Annotated in this window: 14 protein-coding genes and 1 tRNA gene; 7 read left to right on the top strand and 8 right to left on the bottom strand. The window is 54.5% G+C overall.

The features are described 5' to 3' along the window. The first annotated feature begins 71 nt into the window (after positions 1–71). Genes LARV_RS12630 through LARV_RS12605 form a run of 6 tightly spaced genes read left to right on the top strand, consistent with a single transcriptional unit; the run spans position 72 to position 9,888 of the window. Positions 72–1,592 carry a hypothetical protein gene (locus LARV_RS12630; RefSeq protein ID WP_075073972.1) on the top strand — a complete coding sequence of 507 codons (1,521 nt, stop codon included), beginning with the start codon at positions 72–74 and terminating at the stop codon, positions 1,590–1,592. Then, a complete protein-coding gene (locus LARV_RS12625; RefSeq protein ID WP_075073971.1) occupies positions 1,589–3,715 on the top strand; it encodes a glycosyltransferase family protein in 2,127 nt (708 codons plus the stop codon). Before LARV_RS12630 ends, LARV_RS12625 begins: the two co-directional genes overlap by 4 nt. Continuing rightward, the gene (locus LARV_RS12620; RefSeq protein WP_075073970.1) at positions 3,696–5,318 is read left to right on the top strand and encodes a hypothetical protein; all 1,623 of its coding nucleotides are present in this window, start codon (positions 3,696–3,698) and stop codon (positions 5,316–5,318) included. Before LARV_RS12625 ends, LARV_RS12620 begins: the two co-directional genes overlap by 20 nt. 4 nt (positions 5,319–5,322) lie before the next feature. Continuing rightward, a complete protein-coding gene (locus LARV_RS12615) occupies positions 5,323–7,629 on the top strand; it encodes a YfhO family protein (RefSeq protein WP_075073969.1) in 2,307 nt (768 codons plus the stop codon). Positions 7,630–7,641: 12 nt separating this feature from the next. Further along, positions 7,642–8,613, top strand: coding sequence for an AAA family ATPase (locus tag LARV_RS12610; protein ID WP_075073968.1), 972 nt, complete (start codon positions 7,642–7,644; stop codon positions 8,611–8,613). A gap of 3 nt (positions 8,614–8,616) precedes the next feature. Next, positions 8,617–9,888, top strand: a complete 1,272-nt coding sequence (locus tag LARV_RS12605; RefSeq protein ID WP_075073967.1) for a DUF58 domain-containing protein — start codon at positions 8,617–8,619, stop codon at positions 9,886–9,888. A 45-nt stretch (positions 9,889–9,933) separates the two neighbouring features. Here the strand turns inward: LARV_RS12605 and LARV_RS12600 are convergent, their stop codons facing one another. The 6 genes from LARV_RS12600 to LARV_RS12575 form a co-directional block, all read right to left on the bottom strand. After that, on the bottom strand, positions 9,934–10,443 hold the full coding sequence (locus tag LARV_RS12600) for a MogA/MoaB family molybdenum cofactor biosynthesis protein (RefSeq protein WP_075073966.1): 510 nt from the start codon (positions 10,441–10,443) through the stop codon (positions 9,934–9,936). Positions 10,444–10,452: 9 nt separating this feature from the next. Further along, the gene (locus LARV_RS12595) at positions 10,453–12,210 is read right to left on the bottom strand and encodes an RNA-binding domain-containing protein (RefSeq protein WP_236709970.1); all 1,758 of its coding nucleotides are present in this window, start codon (positions 12,208–12,210) and stop codon (positions 10,453–10,455) included. A 9-nt stretch (positions 12,211–12,219) separates the two neighbouring features. Further along, entirely contained in the window at positions 12,220–12,576 is a 357-nt protein-coding gene (locus tag LARV_RS12590) for a response regulator (protein WP_075073964.1), read from the bottom strand. Further along, positions 12,554–15,151: an endopeptidase La gene (gene lon, locus LARV_RS12585; RefSeq protein WP_083522541.1), complete on the bottom strand. Its 2,598-nt coding sequence runs from the start codon at positions 15,149–15,151 to the stop codon at positions 12,554–12,556. The genes LARV_RS12590 and lon overlap by 23 nt, the downstream gene beginning before the upstream one ends. A gap of 24 nt (positions 15,152–15,175) precedes the next feature. Continuing rightward, entirely contained in the window at positions 15,176–15,601 is a 426-nt protein-coding gene (locus LARV_RS12580; RefSeq protein ID WP_075073963.1) for an Hsp20/alpha crystallin family protein, read from the bottom strand. Between the two features lie 158 nt (positions 15,602–15,759). Then, a tRNA-Arg gene (locus tag LARV_RS12575) sits at positions 15,760–15,832 on the bottom strand. Between the two features lie 113 nt (positions 15,833–15,945). On the opposite strand from LARV_RS12575, the gene LARV_RS12570 reads away from it, so the two are divergent. Further along, positions 15,946–17,259, top strand: coding sequence for an MFS transporter (locus tag LARV_RS12570; protein ID WP_075073962.1), 1,314 nt, complete (start codon positions 15,946–15,948; stop codon positions 17,257–17,259). 1 nt (position 17,260) lies between these two features. Here LARV_RS12570 and LARV_RS12565 read toward each other — a convergent pair whose 3' ends face one another. Both LARV_RS12565 and LARV_RS12560 read right to left on the bottom strand, forming a co-directional pair. Then, the gene (locus LARV_RS12565) at positions 17,261–17,695 is read right to left on the bottom strand and encodes a hypothetical protein (RefSeq protein WP_075073961.1); all 435 of its coding nucleotides are present in this window, start codon (positions 17,693–17,695) and stop codon (positions 17,261–17,263) included. After that, positions 17,692–19,284, bottom strand: a complete 1,593-nt coding sequence (locus LARV_RS12560) for a hypothetical protein (RefSeq protein ID WP_075073960.1) — start codon at positions 19,282–19,284, stop codon at positions 17,692–17,694. The genes LARV_RS12565 and LARV_RS12560 overlap by 4 nt, the downstream gene beginning before the upstream one ends. Between the last annotated feature and the right edge of the window lie 15 nt (positions 19,285–19,299).

Raw genomic sequence — 19,299 nt, 5'->3', positions numbered from 1 at the left:
AGATTTGAAAAGTAAGTCGGATTGGATTGTCCGTTGATATCACCTCAAGTATACTTTGGAAAAGAGGGAATATGCGAAACCGGTACTTGTTTGCGAGCGCTGCGATCCTGGTGTTGATCATTTCCCCATATTTAATTGCACAAACCCTGACCGGCTCCGGTACGATTTTTGGAGGATTCTTATTCAATCCATTGGATGGCAACACGTACCTGGCCAAGATGCAAGAGGGCTGGCAGGGCGCGTGGCGTTTTCAATTACCTTATTCCGCTCAACCCAATCCGGGCGCTTATTTGTTTCTGTTCTACCTGTTTCTTGGTCATTTGTCCCGCTGGCTTTCGCTTTCACCCATTCTTGTTTTCCACCTGGCCCGCGTATTATCGGCGGGCTTGCTTTTGGCGGCAATGAAAGTGTTCTTCACCAACATCTTCAAGGACCGGCCAAAAGTAGCCTTCTGGGCATTCCTGTTCGCCGGAATGGGGTCTGGCCTGGGCTGGCTGGTGGCCCTGGAAGGCGGATTTACATCCGATTTTTGGGTGGCTGAAGCCTACCCGTTCCTGGCAATGTATTCCAGTCCGCACTTTAGCCTGGCGCTGGCCATTATGCTCTGGTTTCTGGCCCGGGACGGGCGGCCTTTTCAAAGGAAACACATCCCTTGGTTAGCCCTGGCCGGCCTTGCACTGGGCATCGTCCTTCCATTTGCAGTTGTGGTGACCATTGTGGTGGTGTTCGGAGTGAGCCTGTATGACTTTCTCACGAAGAAGACCATCCAATGGCAGACGCCGCTGGTTTTCCTGTTCACCGGCGGTCTGGCGATCCTTTATCAGTTCATCGTGATCCGCACCGATCCCATCCTGGTAATCTGGGATGCGCAAAATCAGACTCCATCTCCCGCAATCTGGGATTTCTTGATTTCATTCATGCCCCTACTGGTCCTGGCGATATGGGGAATTGTCCAATCGTTTCGATCTCGCAATCGCCCGGTAATCCTGTTGAGCGGTTGGCTCATACTCGGCCTGCTTCTCATTTACCTGCCGTTTAATCTGCAGCGCAGGTTTATGCTGGGATACATGATCCCAGTGGCCGGATTGGCGGCATTTGGATTGGCCGAACTCAAAACCCGGCGTAAGAAATGGATTGGTATTGCGGCCATTGGTTTGACGCTGCCAACGCTTGGAATCATCCTGTTGGGCGGCGTGTTGTCCGTTAAAAATGGCGAGCCGAGTATGCTCATCCGGGTGGCCGAGATGGACGTGTATCGATATCTGGCGCAAAACAGCCAGGCGGATGATATCGTGCTCGCATCTCCCGAAAGCGGGCTCTTTATTCCGGCCTATACCGGACGGCGCGTCATCTACGGGCACCCGTTTGAAACGGTGAACGCTCCGGCAGAGAAAACGGCCGTCGAGGGCTTTTTCGAAAATTCAATGAATGCCGGTGACCTGGCCTGGGCGCGTGCGCGGGGTGTGAAATGGATCCTGTGGGGGCCGCGGGAAGATGCTTATGGCGTACTTCCGGTTAACCTGCCGGCCGGGATGGTTCTGGTTTACCAGGAGGATGGCGTGAAATTGTTCGAACTGCAGGCCGGACCATGAAGAAGTCGTGGAAGTACCTGATTTTATTGGTGATCCCGCTGGCATTTTTGGTCTACCTGAGAGGGGACTTTGCCTTTCCGGTGCGCGGAGACTATTCCGACCTGGTCATCAGCCACCTGCCGAACGCTGAATTCCTGCGCCGCAACCTTTTGGACGGCGAATTACCGCTCTGGTCACCGCTGCTCTTTGGGGGGTACCCCTTTGCAGCGAACCCATTATCCGGCCTGCACTACCCGCCGGGCTGGCTGGCGCTGCTCTTCCCGCTGCCGCTGGGTTTTAACCTGGTGACGGCGTTGCACATGATCCTGGCCGGCCTGGGAATGTACCTGTTCCTGCGGCAGAATGGCCTGAGCGATTGGCCCGCATTGACTGCCGGGGTCGTGTTTCAGGCGATGCCCAAACTGATGGCCCATTTTGCGGCCGGCCATTTAACTCTGACCTACGCAGTCTGTCTGACGCCGTGGGTGCTGTGGGCGGAATTCAAGCGCATCGAACATCGCGGTTCGATGATCTGGACAATCGCGCCCGGAATAGCGTTGGCGTTACTGGCCCTGGCCGATATCCGCTGGGCGCCGTATGCTGCCATCCTGTGGCTTTTCTACTCGCTGCGAGAATTTTTCCGCCAAAGAAGCAGCCCGAAAGCCCGGAAATTCATAGTCTGGTTGGGCGGAGCGATTCTACAGGGACTGGTGGTTGGGGTGTTAACCGCGCCGCTCTGGCTGCCGCTGCTCGAACTGGTGCCGCTGACCACGCGCGCAGAAATGACCGCCGGCGAACGGGTGGGCATCTCCCTGCCCGCTGCCAACCTGTTGGGAGTGTTCGTTCCCTCCATGGGAAGTTACGCCGAATGGGAATTGTACGCCGGTGCATTGCCCTGGCTGGTGTTGATTTTCACACTGGCTGTTCCGGATTTGCGCCGGCGGGTCTGGTTCTGGCTGGCGGTGTTGGCCTTGAGCCTGGCAGCGTCGCTGGGCGAGGTCGTTCCAGGTTACGCATTCATCAGCGGTTTACCCGGTTTTTCTTTATTGCGCGTACCGGCGCGGGCATTATTTCTGTGCGGATTTTCCTTTGCGGTCCTGACGGGATACGCCCTGGAATATTTATCGCAGACAAAAGTGGAGCAAAAACCCGAACCGGTCTTTTTCATGGTCCCTTTCGTGGCGTTTCCACTGCTGATTGCGGCCGGAATGGGCTTGTATCTGGGAGGGTATTACGAGCCCTTCCTGTGGGCCGGCGTGGCTCTTTTGTTCGGTTTCTTGGCCATCCTGGCAGCGGAAAAACGTTGGCTGCGAGTCGAGATCAGTCAGTGTGTTTTCTTGCTATTAATTATCATTGAAATGGGCGGCATGGACGCCAGCATCATGACGCGCAAGAAGCCAGCCGATGTTTACGGACCTTTTGCCGATTTATTGCAGGTCGTCGCGCCAAAATCGGGAGACCTTTATCGCGTTTATTCACCATCCTTTAGCCTTCCGCAATATATTGCGGTACAACAGAACCTGGATCTCGTAGATGGGATCGATCCGATGCAGCTCCGTTCGTACGTTAAGCTGTTCTCCGCAGCAAGCGGTATCCCGATTCACAGCTACAGCGTGACCCTGCCGCCTTTCACCGGAGGCGATCCGCAGAAGGATAATGCCGCCTATTCGCCGAATGCGAAGCTGCTGGGCGTCCTCAACACGAAATATGTCCTATCGGCATTTCCGCTGTCGACCGCTGGATTGAAATGGGTCCAGGTTGTGAACGGTATTCAGGTCTATGAGAACAGCGATTATCGCGAACGAGCCTGGGTGGAGTCCGATTCCGGGGGAGTGCGAAGCGTTGAAATTCTCGACTACACCGCAAATCGGGTTTCCCTTCAGGCGCAAGGTCCGGGAACGCTTGTTCTCTCGGATGTGGTGTATCCGGGTTGGCAGGCCAGGGTGGACGGACAGTCCACGGATATCCAGCCTTATCAAGGCGCGCTGCGCAGCGTTCGCCTGAATGGCGGATTGCACCAAATCGAGTTTGTTTTTCATCCAATTTCCGTTTACCTGGGCTGGGGACTTGCTCTGACGGGATGGATAATGATCGGGGTCCTATCATTGAAGCAACGGAGGATGAATGCCGGTTCGCGAGAGTAGGCCTTTGAAACGCTGGCTGTGGGGATTTGCCCTCCTGACCATCCTGGCGACCACCCTTCCCTACCTGATTGGCTTTGCACGGCAGGGTTCCGGTTGGGAATTTTCCGGGTTCGTTTTCGGGGTCGAGGATGGCAATTCATACATTGCCAAAATGTTGGCCGGCAGCGCCGGCGATTGGCTCTTCCGAACCCCGTACACGAACCAGCCCCAAAATGGTTTTCTGGGATTCCTGCCGTATATTCTCCTTGGAAAATTGGCCGGCGGAAAGGCGCTGCACCTGCAACTGGTTGTCCTCTTCCATCTTTTTCGCGCGGTTGGCATTGTCCTGTATGTTTTCGCAACCTACGATTTCTGCCGGCTGTTTCTGCGGGACGAACGCTGGCAGCGGTGGGCCGTGGCGCTGGCAACCTTTGGCGGTGGTCTGGGATGGTTGTCCATTTTCGGATTGAAATCCGGTGGGTACGAACAACTTCCGTTGGAATTTTATTCTCCGGAGACCTTTGGCTTTCTCGGAGTATTCGGACTGCCCCATCTGGCCGTCGCGCGTGCATTACTCCTATGGGGGCTGGCTGGATTCCTCAAGCAAACCGGTGAAAAACCGTTTCTGAATGGATTGAAGTCAGGGATTTACTGGCTGATCCTGGGTTTCATGCAGCCGTTGACCATCCTTTCCGTCTGGGCGGTCATTGGGGCGGGGCTGGCTTTGGATTGGATTCGGGTTCGAACCCGGCGAAGGCCGAAAGTGGAAATACAACTCGGACTCAGTCGTTGGTATGGTCAGGCGTGGACGGCCTGCGGAATGGTTTTGGTCTCTTCACCCATGGTCATCTATAATTATCTTTCCTTCAGCCTGGATCCATTCTTGAAGGGCTGGTCCCAGCAAAATCTGATCCTTTCGCCACCGCCAACCGATTATCTGCTGGCCTTTGGAGTCGCGCTGCCTCTGGCCGTCTGGGGTATGTTCAAGGCCCTGAAGAGCGGCGAATGGATCTGGTCGTTTCCGGTCGCCTGGGTTTTGATTTTTCCGTTACTGGCTTACTTCCCATATCCCCTGCAGCGCCGTCTACCGGAAGGGGTTTGGGTCGCGTGGATCATTCTCGCGATCTACGCGATCGATGGAATCAAACGCAAATGGCAGAGACCAGCCCTGGCAGTTCTGGCGAGCGGTTTTCTGTCCACGCTCCTGTTCTATTCGGGATCGATCTGGGCCGTTTCCACTCCGGCGGAACCGCTGTTTCAACCCATGGCGAAAACAGCCGCCTATGAATATCTGGCGGAAAAGGTGACGCCATTTTCGACCGTATTAAGTACGTACCGGATTGGAAATTCCCTGCCGGCCTGGGCACCGGTGCGGGTCGTGATTGGGCACGGTCCTGAAAGCATAAATCTGGCCGCCCTCGAGCCGCAGGTGGATGCCTTCTTCTCGAAGGGCGAGACCGACTCGCAGCGCATCGCATTTCTCAAGGATCAAGGCGTTCAATACGTGTTGTCCGAGGCAAATGATCCGGATCAGGGGAGTGAGACTCTGGATAAACTAGCCACCTTGCGAGCGATTTATTCCAAAGACGGTTATACAATTTATCAGGTTCAGGATACTCAATAACAAGATGCGTTTCACCTTCCGGCGAGCTCGCTCCCTTTATCACCTGCTCTGGTTTTTCCCGTTCCTGTTGTTTGCGCCGACGCTGTTAAGCGGTAAGGCCCTGGTCTGGGGAACACCGGCTCTGCAGTTCATTCCCTGGCGCATGCTGGCCTGGGAACAGATTCGCAGCGGGTTATGGCCGTTGTGGAATCCGTTGAACGGCATGGGAGCGCCGCTGCTGGCGAATTATCAACTGGCCCTGTATTATCCCCCGGGCTGGCTGTTATACCTGCTGCAAGCCATCGGGGGCACGCCCTGGATGGCCTGGGGACATACCTTGCTGCTGGTGGCCCATTTAGCCTGGGCCGGGTACGGAACCGCTTGTCTGGTAAAACAGCTAGGCCTGGGCGAGCTGGCTCAAGTGGTCGCCGGTCTGGCTTTTTCGATGAGCGAATATCTGGTGGCGCGAGCCGGTTTTTTCAGCATGATCTGGAGCGCTGCCTGGCTGCCGTGGATCCTTCTTCTCATCGAAAAGCTCGCCATGGAAACGACGGCGCGGCGCCGAGCCGGTCGACTCGGCGGATTGGCGCTGTGCGTTGGTTTACAATTGCTGAGCGGGCATGCCCAGATCACCTGGTACAGCCTGCTCTTCGCCGGAATTTGGTCGGTCACGGCGGGTTGGGCGGGGCGCGGATGGCGGGGTGCTGCGGCTCTGGCCGGTCAGACGGCGCTTGGCATGGCGCTTGGGGCAGTCATCGCCAGCGCCCAATTGATCCCGACTTTCGAATTGCTACAGCAGTCCCAGCGCGCCTCGGCAGTCAGTTATGATTTTGCCATGACCTATTCGTTCTGGCCGTGGCGGTTTCTGACGCTGATTGCCCCCTCCTTTTTTGGCAATCCGGCATATGGCGATTACTGGGGATACGCCAGTTACTGGGAGGACGCTATCTATATTGGCCTGCTGCCGGTCGGGTTGGCGTTTTCGACCTTGAGGATGGTTTGGAAACGAACTGGTGAAGCGCCTTCCCGACAACCACGCCTGCGTTTGCTGTGGGCGATGGCGCTGGTGGGCGCGATTCTCGCGCTTGGGAAGAACACGCCGGTCTTCCCGTTCTTATACCGGCATATCCCAACCTTCGATATGTTTCAGGCGCCGGCGCGCTATATGATCTGGCCGGTGATTTCGTTGAGCTTGCTGGCTGCATATGGCATCGAAAACTGTCGGCGCCCATCCGGGAAAGCCCTGAAGGGATTGCGAAAAACCATTCCGATTTTGATGGCTGTTATTTTTGGCGCCGGCATGACCTGGTTTATGATCCCATCGATCAAGAGCAGCTTTATCTATTCGACCATTCTCGCGGCTCTGTTGGGACTGTTGGTCGCCTGGTTGGCCTTGAAACAACCCCTAGAGGTGACATCGCCGGCGCATCAGCGTTGGGCGTGGTGGGTGGCCCTCTTCGTCGGCATGGACCTGGCAGCCGCTGGATACGGGCAAAATCCTGCCACGAGCATGCAGTTCTACAGCGACGCGGCTCAGACCGGTGCACCTTCCGAGGGAAGGCTCTACCTGGATGATAAAAGCGAATATGATCTGAAGTTTGGGCGCTTCCTGCGTTTTTCAGATTATCGGCAGCAAGAGAGTTGGAACGCAGTGCGCCAGGCGCAAATTCCGAACTTGAATATTCTGGACGGCCAATCCTCGGCCAATAATTTCGACCCGCTCCGACCAGCGCGCTATGAGAATTGGATGCTTTACGTATCCACTCTTTCGGCCGAAAACCGGATTCCCTGGCTCAAAACCATGGGAGTCGATCGGGTCGAGGCGGTCACTCAACCAGAGGAGCATACCTACGCTGTTCAACCCCTTGCCGGGGCTGAACGATTCCGATTTTATCCATGCGCGATATTTACAGATAACGCGGACGAATCCTGGAACGAAACCCAAAGGGTCATTCAGGATGGGATCGACCGGATCGTCATCGAGGGGAGCGGAGATGCTGGCGTAAACTGCGATTTGCAATCGGATGATAAAATCAGTATACAATTAGACCAGGCGACCCGGATTGTGCTGGATGTCGAAGTTAACCGGGCTGGCTGGTTAACCATGGCGGATATCTGGTATCCTGGATGGCAGGCTGATATCGATGGGCAAACGGTTGAGCTCGCGAAAGCGAATTATGCTTTTCGTGGTTTACCCCTTCAAGCCGGGAGACACACGATCATCATCACATACCGGCCCGCGTGGTTCTGGCCTTCGTTCGTACTCAGCCTGATCGGCCTGATGATGGCTGTAATATTGTTTTTCCTTGGACGAAAACACCCGACGCAATAAACAGGAGTTCCAATGGAAGTTTCGATCCTCGATATTCAAACGTACTCGAGCAAAATCATCAAGAATCTCGAAAAAGTGATCGTCGGAAAACAACCCGCGCTCGAGCTGGTGGTTATTGGTCTGTTATGCCAGGGGCACATCCTGATCGATGATGTTCCCGGTGTTGGAAAAACGGTTCTGGCGCGCAGCCTGGCGCGTTCGCTGGGCTGCTCCTTCAGCCGCATTCAATTTACACCTGACATGCTGCCCAGTGATGTGACAGGCGTTTCGATTTTCAACCAGGTCAGCCGTGAATTCGAATTTCGGCCCGGGCCGGTGATGGCGAATATCGTTCTGGCGGATGAAATCAATCGCGCGACGCCAAAAACGCAATCCGCCTTGCTGGAATCCATGGAAGAGCGCCAGGTCACGGTTGACGGTCTCACTCATCGGTTGCCGGACCCGTTCATGATTCTGGCGACCCAAAACCCGATCGAGTATGAAGGCACGTTCCCGTTACCGGAAGCTCAATTGGACCGCTTTTTGCTTCGCCTGAAGTTGGGATACCCAAATTTAGCGGACGAAATCCGGGTTTTGGAACTGCAGCAATTGCGGCATCCCATCCTGGACCTCGAACCAGTGACGACGCTCGATGAGATGCGCCAGATGCAGGAAGCCACGAAACATGTTTATGTGGCGGACGCCGTCAAACGCTATATCGTCGAGCTAACCCGATCCACTCGCGAGAGTTCGGATGTTTACCTGGGATCCAGTCCGCGCGGGAGCCTGGGGTTGTTCCGCGCCGGTCAGGCCATGGCGGCCATCCGGGGCCGGGATTATGTCCTGCCGGATGATATCAAGTACCTCGCGCCTTTTATCCTGGCGCATCGAATGGTCATTCAGGCCGCAGCGCGGATGAAGAATCTGGGCGCAGATCAGGTTGTGAACGAATTACTGCACACCATCGCTGTCCCGGGCGGATCTTTTTCAGAGGTTGCTAACTGATTCATGGCTGTCAGACGTGCGTTCTGGGTAGTCGTGATCATCCTCATTGCCAGCCTTGCGGCGGCCTATTACACGCCACAAAGCGTTGTCTATCAACGCCTCGCTGTGCTCATCGGGCTGGTGTTGGTGGTTTGCTGGCTATGGGCGGTATTCTCGATCCGGCGGGTCACCATTCGCCGGGTCGCGCGCGTCTTCAGAATGCAGTTGGGCCAACTCTTCGAAGAACGCTTTGAAATCACCAATCAATCCCATTGGGCGCGCATCTGGTTCGAATTAAAGGATGCTTCCGAACTGCCCGGAAACAGCGGTTCGCGGGTTCTATCCATGATCGGGCCTGGCCGTTCACGATCTTATATTGCCCGAACCCTGCTGACGCACCGCGGCGCTTTCGACCTGGGTCCGACCATCGTTTCATCCGGTGATCCTTTCGGCCTGTTTCTTTATCGGACCACATTTCAAAGCACAAAAAAACTGGAAGTCTTGCCTTATTTCGTCGAGCTCAACCATTTTTACACGCCGGTCGGGCTGTTGGCTGGCGGGCAGGCGCTACGGAAGAAGACAGTCGAAGTAACCCCGTACGCCGCGGGTATCCGCGAATATGCGCCGGGTGATTCTCTCAACCGGATCCATTGGAAATCGACGGCTCGCCGGGACCAGTTGATGGTCAAAGAATTCGAACAGGATCCCCAGGCGGATATCTGGATCTTCCTGGATGGTTTGAAGACCATTCATTCAGGAACCTTAACAGCCACGAAAGACGAAAACGACCCCTTCTGGCTGTGGAATGCACGCCACCATGTGACCATCCCGCCACACACTTTCGAGTACGCGGTCAGCGCAGCCGCATCCATCGCAGCGTATTTCATCCAACAGGGACGGTCCGTCGGGTTTGCAGCCGCGGGCCATGCCTTCGCAGTGCTGCAGGCGAGTCGCGGCGAACGTCAATTGAGCAAGATTCTGGAAATGCTCGCCTTTATCGATTGCGAAGGCCAGCTTCCACTCGAGGCTCTGGTGCAAAGCCAGGCATCCCAATTGATGCGCGGAAGCTCCGTGATCTTGATTACTACAAAGGCATCGAGTTCGATCCTGCTGGCCATCGAGGAATTACAACGCCGTGGAACCCGGCCCATTGTGGTATTGGTCGATTCGGCGACGTTCGGCGGCTCAGCGCCTGCTCAGGATCCGGCGCTGGAACTTGCTTCGCGCGGCGTGCCCATGAAACTCATCAAGCTTGGCGACGATCTGAAAGCGGCTTTAGAACAAACCGTCCGGTAATCCTACCCGGACGGTTCACGATCGAACGGAATGGATCGATAAGGCTTATGCCTTTCGATCACCTTTCGAATGCTCGCCTTCGGACTCGGGGTTGCCCTGGATCAAATCGATCGCGTGCTGCAATACGGGCGAGATGGTGTGAAAGTTTTCAATGGCGGCTTTGGGGCTGCCGGGCAAATTGATGATTAAAGTCTTGCCACGGATTCCGGCTGCGGCTCTGGACAGCATGGCATGTTCGGTGACGGCCAGACTGGCCTGGCGCATGGCCTCGGGGATGCCGGGAGTTAGCTTGTCGACCACCTGGACAGTCGCCTCCGGTGTCACATCGCGCGGCGCGAAGCCAGTTCCACCGGTGGTCAACAGAATGTCGTACTCGCCAGTATCGCACCACGAAGCCAGCGTAACGCAAATCGTGGTGAGGTCATCGGGAATAATCGCATACTTGACGACCTGCCAGCCTTGTTTTTCGACGGCAGTCTGCAGGGCGGGGCCGGAAGCGTCCGGACGGACGCCTTGCGATGATCGATCCGAGATAGTCAAAACACCAAACCGCATGAGATCACCTCAATCCTCTTTGGAAAATACCTTCCAGGGACCATGGATACCGTCTTCAGTCACGCCAAAGAAGAAGCGGTAATGATTGCCGTCGCGCTGGATGAAATCGTAGAAAGTCGTTTTGTTCTGCTTGTAGCTGCTCAACATGCCATAATTTCCACGCCAATCGATCGACAGCGTGTCCAGCGAACCGATGATCTCTGCGTAACGCGTGATGGCATAATGCCACAATCGACGGGCTGAGGCGCGGGTGACGTTTTTCACCGTGTTACCATTGCGAAGATCGCGCATGGCGAAGTATTGGGTTCCCTGACGTTCTTCGGGCGGAAGCACTTCGACGCCGGTGCGCGGATCCAGATTCTCTGTTTCGGCCGGGTGAATACTGGCCGGGGCCTGGACCTGTTCGCTCGGGTGGACCGGCTCAGTCGGTGTGGCCGGAATAGCCGGCGCTGCCGCGACCTGGTTTTTCCCGCGCAGCACGAGATTTACGATTTCATCCCGTACCGCCAGACCGGTTTCGGCTTCATCCCGGATGTAGACCTTATTGTCATCGACGGCATAGGGCGGATCATCTCCGCGGGGGATGAGAATGCGCACCAGTTTCTTGCCCTTGTAATCATGCAGGTCGATCGAGCAGTTCAGCGGCGGGCTAATGCGGTTATTGATCTCCTTTTCGAGCGCCTGAACGGCTTGTTCTCCCTCCGGAACGCCGATCACCGGCTTGTGCGGATCGTCCGGCATACCGATGTACAATGTGCCGCCGTTGGTATTGGCGAACGCGCACACGTCTGACAGAATCTCATATAGTTTTCCACCACGCACCGTCATGCTGTCATGGAAATCCTGAATGATATTTGCGCCTTCTTCGCGGGCAGCCTGAATGAAATCAAATGCCGGTTCTTCTTTGACGCGGTGTGGACGCGTGCGCGAGAAATCGTTGCTTTCGAACAATTCGCGCAGGTCGTCGAAATCCAGTTCAGGCAACAAAACATCTGTTGCGCGGTCGCCGATGCTCAGGTTCTTCTTGCGAGCGGCGTCCGGCGTCAGACGGTGGGAATCGGAACCTTGAATGCAGTGCATTCGGCGTGGATATTCGGGCTTGGTGCCGTTGAAGAAATCGGCGGTCGAACGGGGCCCTTTTTGATCGAGATCGGTGACCTCGAGGGCGTGCAGGTTTGGATCCTGCGTATAGGCAATCTTGGTCTGGCCGCCGAAGCTAAACCCGCGCATGGCTACCCCGTTGCTCGAGTTGGCATGCGCGGCGATGACGATACCGCCGGCCTGGTTGATCAGGCGGTAGGCGGTCAGCACATCGCTCGTCGCCCCAACCGTCTGCGAACCCTCATCCAGATGGTCGGATGGGATGTTCAGACTCAAGAGCAGGTGTTCGATATCGCGAATGGGGGTGTTGGGATGAAAGATTCCCAGGATATGGAAGCCAAACGTGGCTGTAAACTCGAAGCCTGGCAGGATCAGCATCTTGGAAAAAAGACGCCGGTATTCGTTCAGCCGATTACGTTCTTCGGGCAAAAGGCGATTCAACTTTTCCAGCAATTCCAGTTGATGGATTTCGTCCAACACACGCCGGTAACCGGAAACCGTGTTGTGGTCGGTGAACGCAATGATATCCAGACCGCGAGCTTCAGCCCGCTGTAATACATCGAGGTAGGTGACCTCGGGTTGTTGAAAATCCGTAGAAGCGGGCGTGTGCAGGTGCACGTCCATACACCGCCATTGGAGAGCGGCTCGATTATGTTTTTTCCCCACAGAATACTCCTAGTTCTCGGCGGAAAAATCTCGTATCCGCCGAATCAGGTCTTCTGGCATGAAAGGTTTCAATATGAATCCATCCGCGCCGGCTTCCTGGCATTCGATCGCGACATCCATTCCGGAGGTCATGAGAATGCGAAAGGGTCGGTCCGCAGGCAATTTCTTGATAAACTCCAGCCCGTTAATGCCGTTCATCAGCACATCCGTCAGTAAGACATCGGGTTGGACTGAGGAGATTGTCTCCAATATTGCCTGTTCTGTCAATTCAGTTGGATAGAACGCCTTGAAACCTTCCAATTCCAGGAGCGTTTTTAACAGCGACTTCATCGTCGCGTCATCTTCAAGCAGCAGAATCTTCTGCATCAGCTTTCTTGCTTCGTTTCGTTGTCTTCCGGCTGGTTTTCTTCGGCGATGCGTCTGGCGATACGAGCGCATTGGCCAGAACATCGTCGATCGTATTCACCGGAATGAAGGTCATCGATTTTCGGACATCCTCGGGCAGATCCTCAAGATCCGGTTCGTTGTCGCGCGGAAGCAAAATCGTTTTCAGGCCAGCCCGATGAGCGGCCAGAATCTTATCCTTCAAGCCGCCAATGGGCAGCACCTGGCCGACCAGTGTTATCTCACCGGTCATGCCAACATCAGCCCGAACCAGACGTTTGGTAATCAACGAAACCAGCGCCGTGGCAATGGTGACACCCGCGGACGGTCCATCCTTCGGTTGCGCGCCTGCCGGAATATGCAGGTGAATATCGTTTTTCTCGAAGAAATGCGGATCGATGGCCAATTCATCCGAACGCGACCGTACGTAGGAAAGCGCGGCCTGAGCGGATTCTTGCATGACCTTGCCGATGGAGCCCGTTATGGTGAAACCATGACCGCCGGGCATGGCGATGGCTTCGATGAAAAGAATCTCGCCTCCGACGGCTGTCCAGGCCAGGCCGGTGGCGACACCCGGGACGGCTGTGCGGCGCAGAATTTCCTCGGTCTCGATGAAGCGTGCTCTACCGAGGTATTCGTGAACTGCGTTCGCGTCGATTTTGGTTTTGATCGGTTTGGACTCGGTGATCAGCGTGGCCAGTTTACGGCAGACCGCGCCAATTTCGCGCTCGAGGCTGCGCACGCCGGCTTCGCGAGTAAACTGGCGGATCAGGGTTTGCAAACCTTCGTCTGTAAAAGAGACCTCATCAGGACGCAAACCATTTTCTCGCAACTGGCGCGGCAAAAGGTAATTATGCGCGATTTGGACCTTTTCACCTTCGGTGTAACCGGCCAGTTCAATGACTTCCATGCGGTCCAATAACGGCCCTGGGACGGTCTCGAGCGTGTTCGCCGTGGTAATGAACATGACCTGCGAAAGGTCATACGCGACTTCGAGATAGTTGTCTCGGAATTCCGTGTTTTGTTCCGGGTCGAGCACCTCGAGCAAGGCTGAGGCCGGATCGCCGTGGAAGTCGAAAGCCAGCTTATCGATTTCATCGAGCATGAAGACGGGGTTATGCGATTCCACCCGGCGAATGGCCTGGAGAATTCGGCCAGGCATGGCGCCGATATAGGTTCGGCGATGACCGCGGATCTCCGCTTCATCCCGTACACCGCCCAATGAAATTCGAATGAATTTACGGCCCATAGCCCGCGCAATCGACTGCCCCAGGGAGGTTTTGCCAACGCCGGGAGGGCCGACGAAACAAAGAATGACTCCTTCGCGTTCGTGGCGAATCTTGTCTTCCGAAGGCGTTTGCGCGAATTGATCCTTTCGTTCCATGCGCAATTTCCTCACCGCCAGGAACTCCAGAATCCTTTCCTTGATATCCTTGAGCCCGTAATGGTCGTGGTCCAACACATCGCGGGCGTGAGCGATATCCAGGTTATCCTCGGTATTGGTCGCCCAGGGCAGGCTGACTAACCAGTCCAGATACGTGCGAATGACGCCGTATTCGGCAGCTGCGGTTGGCAAGCGTGAAAGCCGGTCAAGCTCTCGTTGGGCTTGCGTGTGAACTTCCTCTGGCATGTGGGCGGATTCGATCTTTTTCTTGAATTCTTCCACATCCGCGGCCTGTTCATCGGCTTCGCCCAGCTCTTTTTGAATCGCCTTGAGCTGCTCGCGCAGGAAATATTCGCGCTGCATCTTGTCGATCTCAGACCGCGCTTCGTTTTGAATTTTCTGACCGAGTTCCAATACCTCGCTTTCTCGGGTGAGAATCGTCACCAGTTTGCGGAGTTTCTCATTGACCGAATCAATCTCGAGAATATCCTGGGCATCCGCCAGTTCCATGCGTTGAAAGTTCGCAATGGTATAGACGGTCTGCAAAGGATCTTCAATTGCGGAAATGGAAGCCACCAGCTCCCGGGGAATGGACGGGATCATGTCCGCAATGTGCTCGAATTGATCGCGTACATTTCGAGCCAGCGCATCGATTTCCAGACCCTCGACCGTTTCTTCCGGCAATTTTTCGACAGTCGCCTGAAGGTACGGCTCTGTTTGTGTGAATTCCAACACCTTGAAGCGGGTGAGCCCTTGCACCAACAGGCGGATCGTACCATCCTGAGCCCGGAACAGGCGGTGAACCATTCCGACCGTACCGATGGAATAAAGATCTTCCGGGTTCGGGTTTTCCAATTCAGGATTCTTCGCGGTGACCAGGCCAATCATGCGGTTCCCGGATACCACGTCATCCACTAGCCGAATGGACCGGGGTTGGCCAATGGTGAGCGGAACCAGAGTCTGCGGATAAACCACCAGGCCGCGTAATGGCAAGATCGGAAGCGTTTGGGGAAGGGTTACGGAAGAATCCGCTTCGATTGGAAATTCCTCTTCGTTCTCTTCGGCTGGTTTGGCACCCTCGACAGAAGAGAGTAAGATTTCTTCGAACCGACTATCATCCGGGTCTGATTGATCGTTGATGTAATTGTTCTTTAACCAACGCGTGGCTGTCATATAGGTTCGAGGCCCCTTAATGCATCAAGTGATCGCGATTTGTTTGGGTTGTGTTTTTGGCACATAAACGTAGAGCAATCCGTTCTGGTATTCAGCGGTAACCTTATCGAGATCGATCGGCGCGGTGAAAACAAATTCCGTCAGGAATTCACCATAATGGATTTCCATCTGATGGTACGCCCTGCGTTCTTCGGCCGAGTCGTTCCGAACGCCAGAAATGCTCAAAACGTTCTCGCTGATGTTGATTTGAAAATCGCTTTCGCGCATGCCCGCAATTTCAATGCGAATGACAAAACGCTCCTCATTCTCATATACATCTGTCGGTGGACGCCAGATGTGCGAACTGGTGGATAATGACCAGTTGCTACCAGGAGAGGAGAAGAAGGTATGACGATCCACGCTGCCCGAATTTTGGCGGTATGGATTGGGATTAAATCGTACGATGATCATAATCGACCTCCGCTCACAGGAGATCCACCCATTTTGGATATGTTGCTTGCTACCGGATATCTACCCATTAATCGATCCGAGTACACGCTCGAACTCTGAAAAAAGCCATTCCATTTGGCGATCTGACTCATATCCTCACTGAAGCCTCCTTCGCCAGGCGCCCCTGGAGGGATTCGAACCCTCAACCAACAGCTTAGAAGGCTGGTGCTCTGTCCATTGCGCTACAGGGGCTGAATTTTCTTAAATTTTACCATAAATAATATTAACCTGTGAACGGTTTGTGCACCATTCCGAGGAAGGATAATCTGACTTATAATAGTCGAAAAAGCATAAATGAGCCCGTGATGCAATCGATGATACAGCAAAATAATTTCCGGGGGCCGCAATTTTTACGCGCCTTAAGTCACCGCAATTACCGGTTATGGTTTGTTGGGCAGGGCACTTCATTGATTGGCTCCTGGATGGAAACGATGGCCATCCAGGTATTGGTCTATGATTTGACCGGTTCAGCCGCTGCGCTCGGTATGGTAAATTTACTCGGCCTGATCCCCTTGATTCCACTTTCTCTCTGGGGTGGTTCGATTGCGGACCGGTTTCCCAAGCGCACAGTTCTGATCTTCACCCAAAGCTTGCTGATGTTGGAAGCGTTTATCATCTCTGCTTTGACATGGACCGGGGTTATTCAGGTCTGGCATGTTTACGCTCTTTCACTCCTATTAGGCGCAGTCAACGCCGTGGATACCCCGGTTCGCCAGGCGTTTACCGTTGAAATGGTCGAGGGGAAGGATGACCTGACGAACGCGATCGGGTTGAACTCGGCATTGTTTAACCTGGGGCGGGCGCTGGGGCCGGCGCTGGCTGGCATTATCGTCGCTGCGACCGGTGAGGCGATGGCCTTCCTGGTCAACGGCATAACCTTCATCGCCGTAATCTTTTGCCTGATAGAGATGAAGAGTCTACCGATCCCCAATCCGGAAGACAAAACCAAGAATAATACTGTCGAGCATATGAAAGAAGGCCTGACTTACGTTCGCGGTCACCAAATCATGATGATATTGATCAGCCTGGTGGCCGTCAGCGCCTTCCTGTCTATGCCGTTTAATACCTTGATGCCAGTATTTGCCACGAATGTACTGGGGAAGAGCGCATCGCCGATCGTCGGTTATTTCTGTAATGCGCAAACCGGCCTTTTTACCTGCCAGAGTCCTGAGGCGCTTCCTATGGGAATGCTTCTGGCGGTGATGGGGATTGGGGCTATGGTAGGCGCTGTTTATATCGCAGCCATGTCTGACCACGCATACAGAGGACGCTACCTGACGATGGGTAATTTATTATTCCCCATCGCACTGTTGTTATTTTCCGTGTCCAAATCTTTCACCTTCTCATTGGTGGTCATGTTCGTCACCGGTTTCAGCTTCGTCTGTCAAAACGTCCTGGCGAACACCATGCTGCAGCTCTTCTCACCCGATGCGATGCGCGGTCGGGTAATGAGCCTTTATTCGATGATGTTCCAGGGCATGAGTCGCCTGGGGTCGTTGCAGGCTGGTTTGATGGCAGATTGGATCAGTGCTCCCGTATCCGTTGGAATCGGGGCGGCTGTATCTCTGGTTTATGCACTTTTCGTGGCGATCCGTTATCCGATCGTGCGAAAATCGTAATTTATTTCTGACAGGGACGAATGCCTTTATAAATGGTAGGCCCGGAAAAGGTAACCAGGATCGTATTCGCCGGCTTACCCGTGATGCCGCTGATCTCCTCAGGGGTGAGAGGCTGGTTGCCATTTTTGAGAAATGTGCGAAATACGGCATCGACCAGGGATGTATTTTGAGTCAAGAATCCTGGTTGCAATGCGCAATGGGTCATTAGGGTATGTTCGAGGCCGTCTACCACGCGAACTTCAGCGGTTTCCGGGTCAATCCAATCGATCATCACATTCTGGTCGGTGTTTTGAAATGCTGCTTGATGCTCGGCGCACAGATAACTAAAGAGGTAAACTCGCCAATTGTTATCATGTTCGCGCCACCATTCAAAGTCAATATGGAATGGAGTTTGAATCGTTGGCTTTACCAGGCTGAACCGCTTGGTTTCGATCATGGGGCGTCCTCCAGTGTCAGTGATGTGGGTCGGAAGTACAAATCGCCCAGAAAGTTCGCCCACGGGCGTTCCGTCAACAGGCTCAGAATGGGGCCAGGTGGACAGCGGCGCACCAGGTTCACGGCGGCGTACAGTTCCTGCGTGTGAACCTGGCCCTGCGGATTGAGTTTGGAGAGTTCGATCATCAGGGCCTTGGTGGTCTGTTCCAGTGTTCCTCTGGCTTTGCCAGTCTGCGCCCAAATCTTATCCAATGCATCCATATCGGGAATGGCAATCACCATGCGCTCGTCATAGACCGTCGAGACTTGCTGTTTCAGCATGGCAAAGACAACCCCGCCGTCCGCGCCAATCAGCGCGGTGCGAATCCACTCCCGGGTGGGGCGTTTCTTTTCGGCTTTGATAATGACTTCACCCGGTTTGTCGCTTCGTAGAATCTTAATCACGGATCCGGGAATCAGATCTTGCGTGTTATACCAGGTATGCAGACCGCAGGCGTATTTTTGGCTGCGCACCACCCAGCCTGAAAAGCGCTGGCCGCTGTTACCATCTACAAAGGCAAACTGGACGCGCGGCGATTCGTAGGCGGTTGGGAAGAAGGTGGAAATTCTCTTCGATAACGGCAGCGTCCCGGCGCGAAGGTGGGGATAGATCATCGATAGTGAGATTTCATCTTCTTCATCGGTCTCATTGTCGGTCGTGGCGAATTCATCGATGACCTGTTTTTCAAGCTGCGTTAGTGGCTCCAAAATCGGATCGATGTCGAAGGCGACCGGGTTATAACGCAGGTAGGCGGGTGGGTTTTGGACCTCTTCCGGTTCGAGCCGCCGCAGGAACCAGAGCACTTCGCCGGCAGGGCCGACTTCGTCGAAACGACCGTCTTCCTGCAACGCAAGGTTAAAGGAGAACTCGGTCAACTTACTGTTAACATCCGTCGGCAAATCCACCTGTTCGAGAATGGCCTTGGTTGCCAGCGGTCCACCATCAGTCATTTCCAGAACCGCTTCCGCCAGATTCAAATGGCCGATATTGACATCTACAAGCAAAGAGCGCGGGAACCAGCGCCCGGCAATGCGCACCAAATCCTGGTTCGATTCCAAGATCTCCGTCAATTGAGCGGCAAGGCGTTTACCATACGTTTTATAGACGGCGACCGGATCGAGGGCCGGATCATCGTTTTGAATAGTGATGGGCTGGTTAAGCAGGTGGTCTTCGACGCCGGCCGCAAAGTTGTGTTCTTCGCCATTATCCATTTCAACCGTGATCACATCGAACGCAGGTAATTCAGGATTTACGCCTTCGCGAACTGCGGTTACTTTGCCGTTCTCCCAGTGGAAGGCCGGAAAAGTCAATTTCTGACCGACTTCGAAATGGTCTTTTGGATAATAAGTCTCTCCCCCGGATGCTTGCTTTTTTTCCATACGCACTTTTTCAGTGCGTATTCTTTCTTCGATGAGCGCTCGGACCAACTCTTGTGGCGTTTGAGGAATTTCCAGGTCAAGAAGGTGGTTGTATAAGAACTCCAGGTCGTCATTCTCGATCTTGAATGCTTCCCAGTAAGTTTGGGGGAGAGTAATTGTTGCGATTGCCATATTCCTGCTTCTTTT

Source organism: Longilinea arvoryzae (genome assembly GCF_001050235.1).
In the GTDB taxonomy this organism is placed as follows: Bacteria; Chloroflexota; Anaerolineae; order Anaerolineales; family Anaerolineaceae; genus Longilinea; species Longilinea arvoryzae.
The sequence above is the reverse complement of the archived record's forward strand: the minus strand, read 5'-3'. Positions and strand labels throughout refer to the sequence as shown.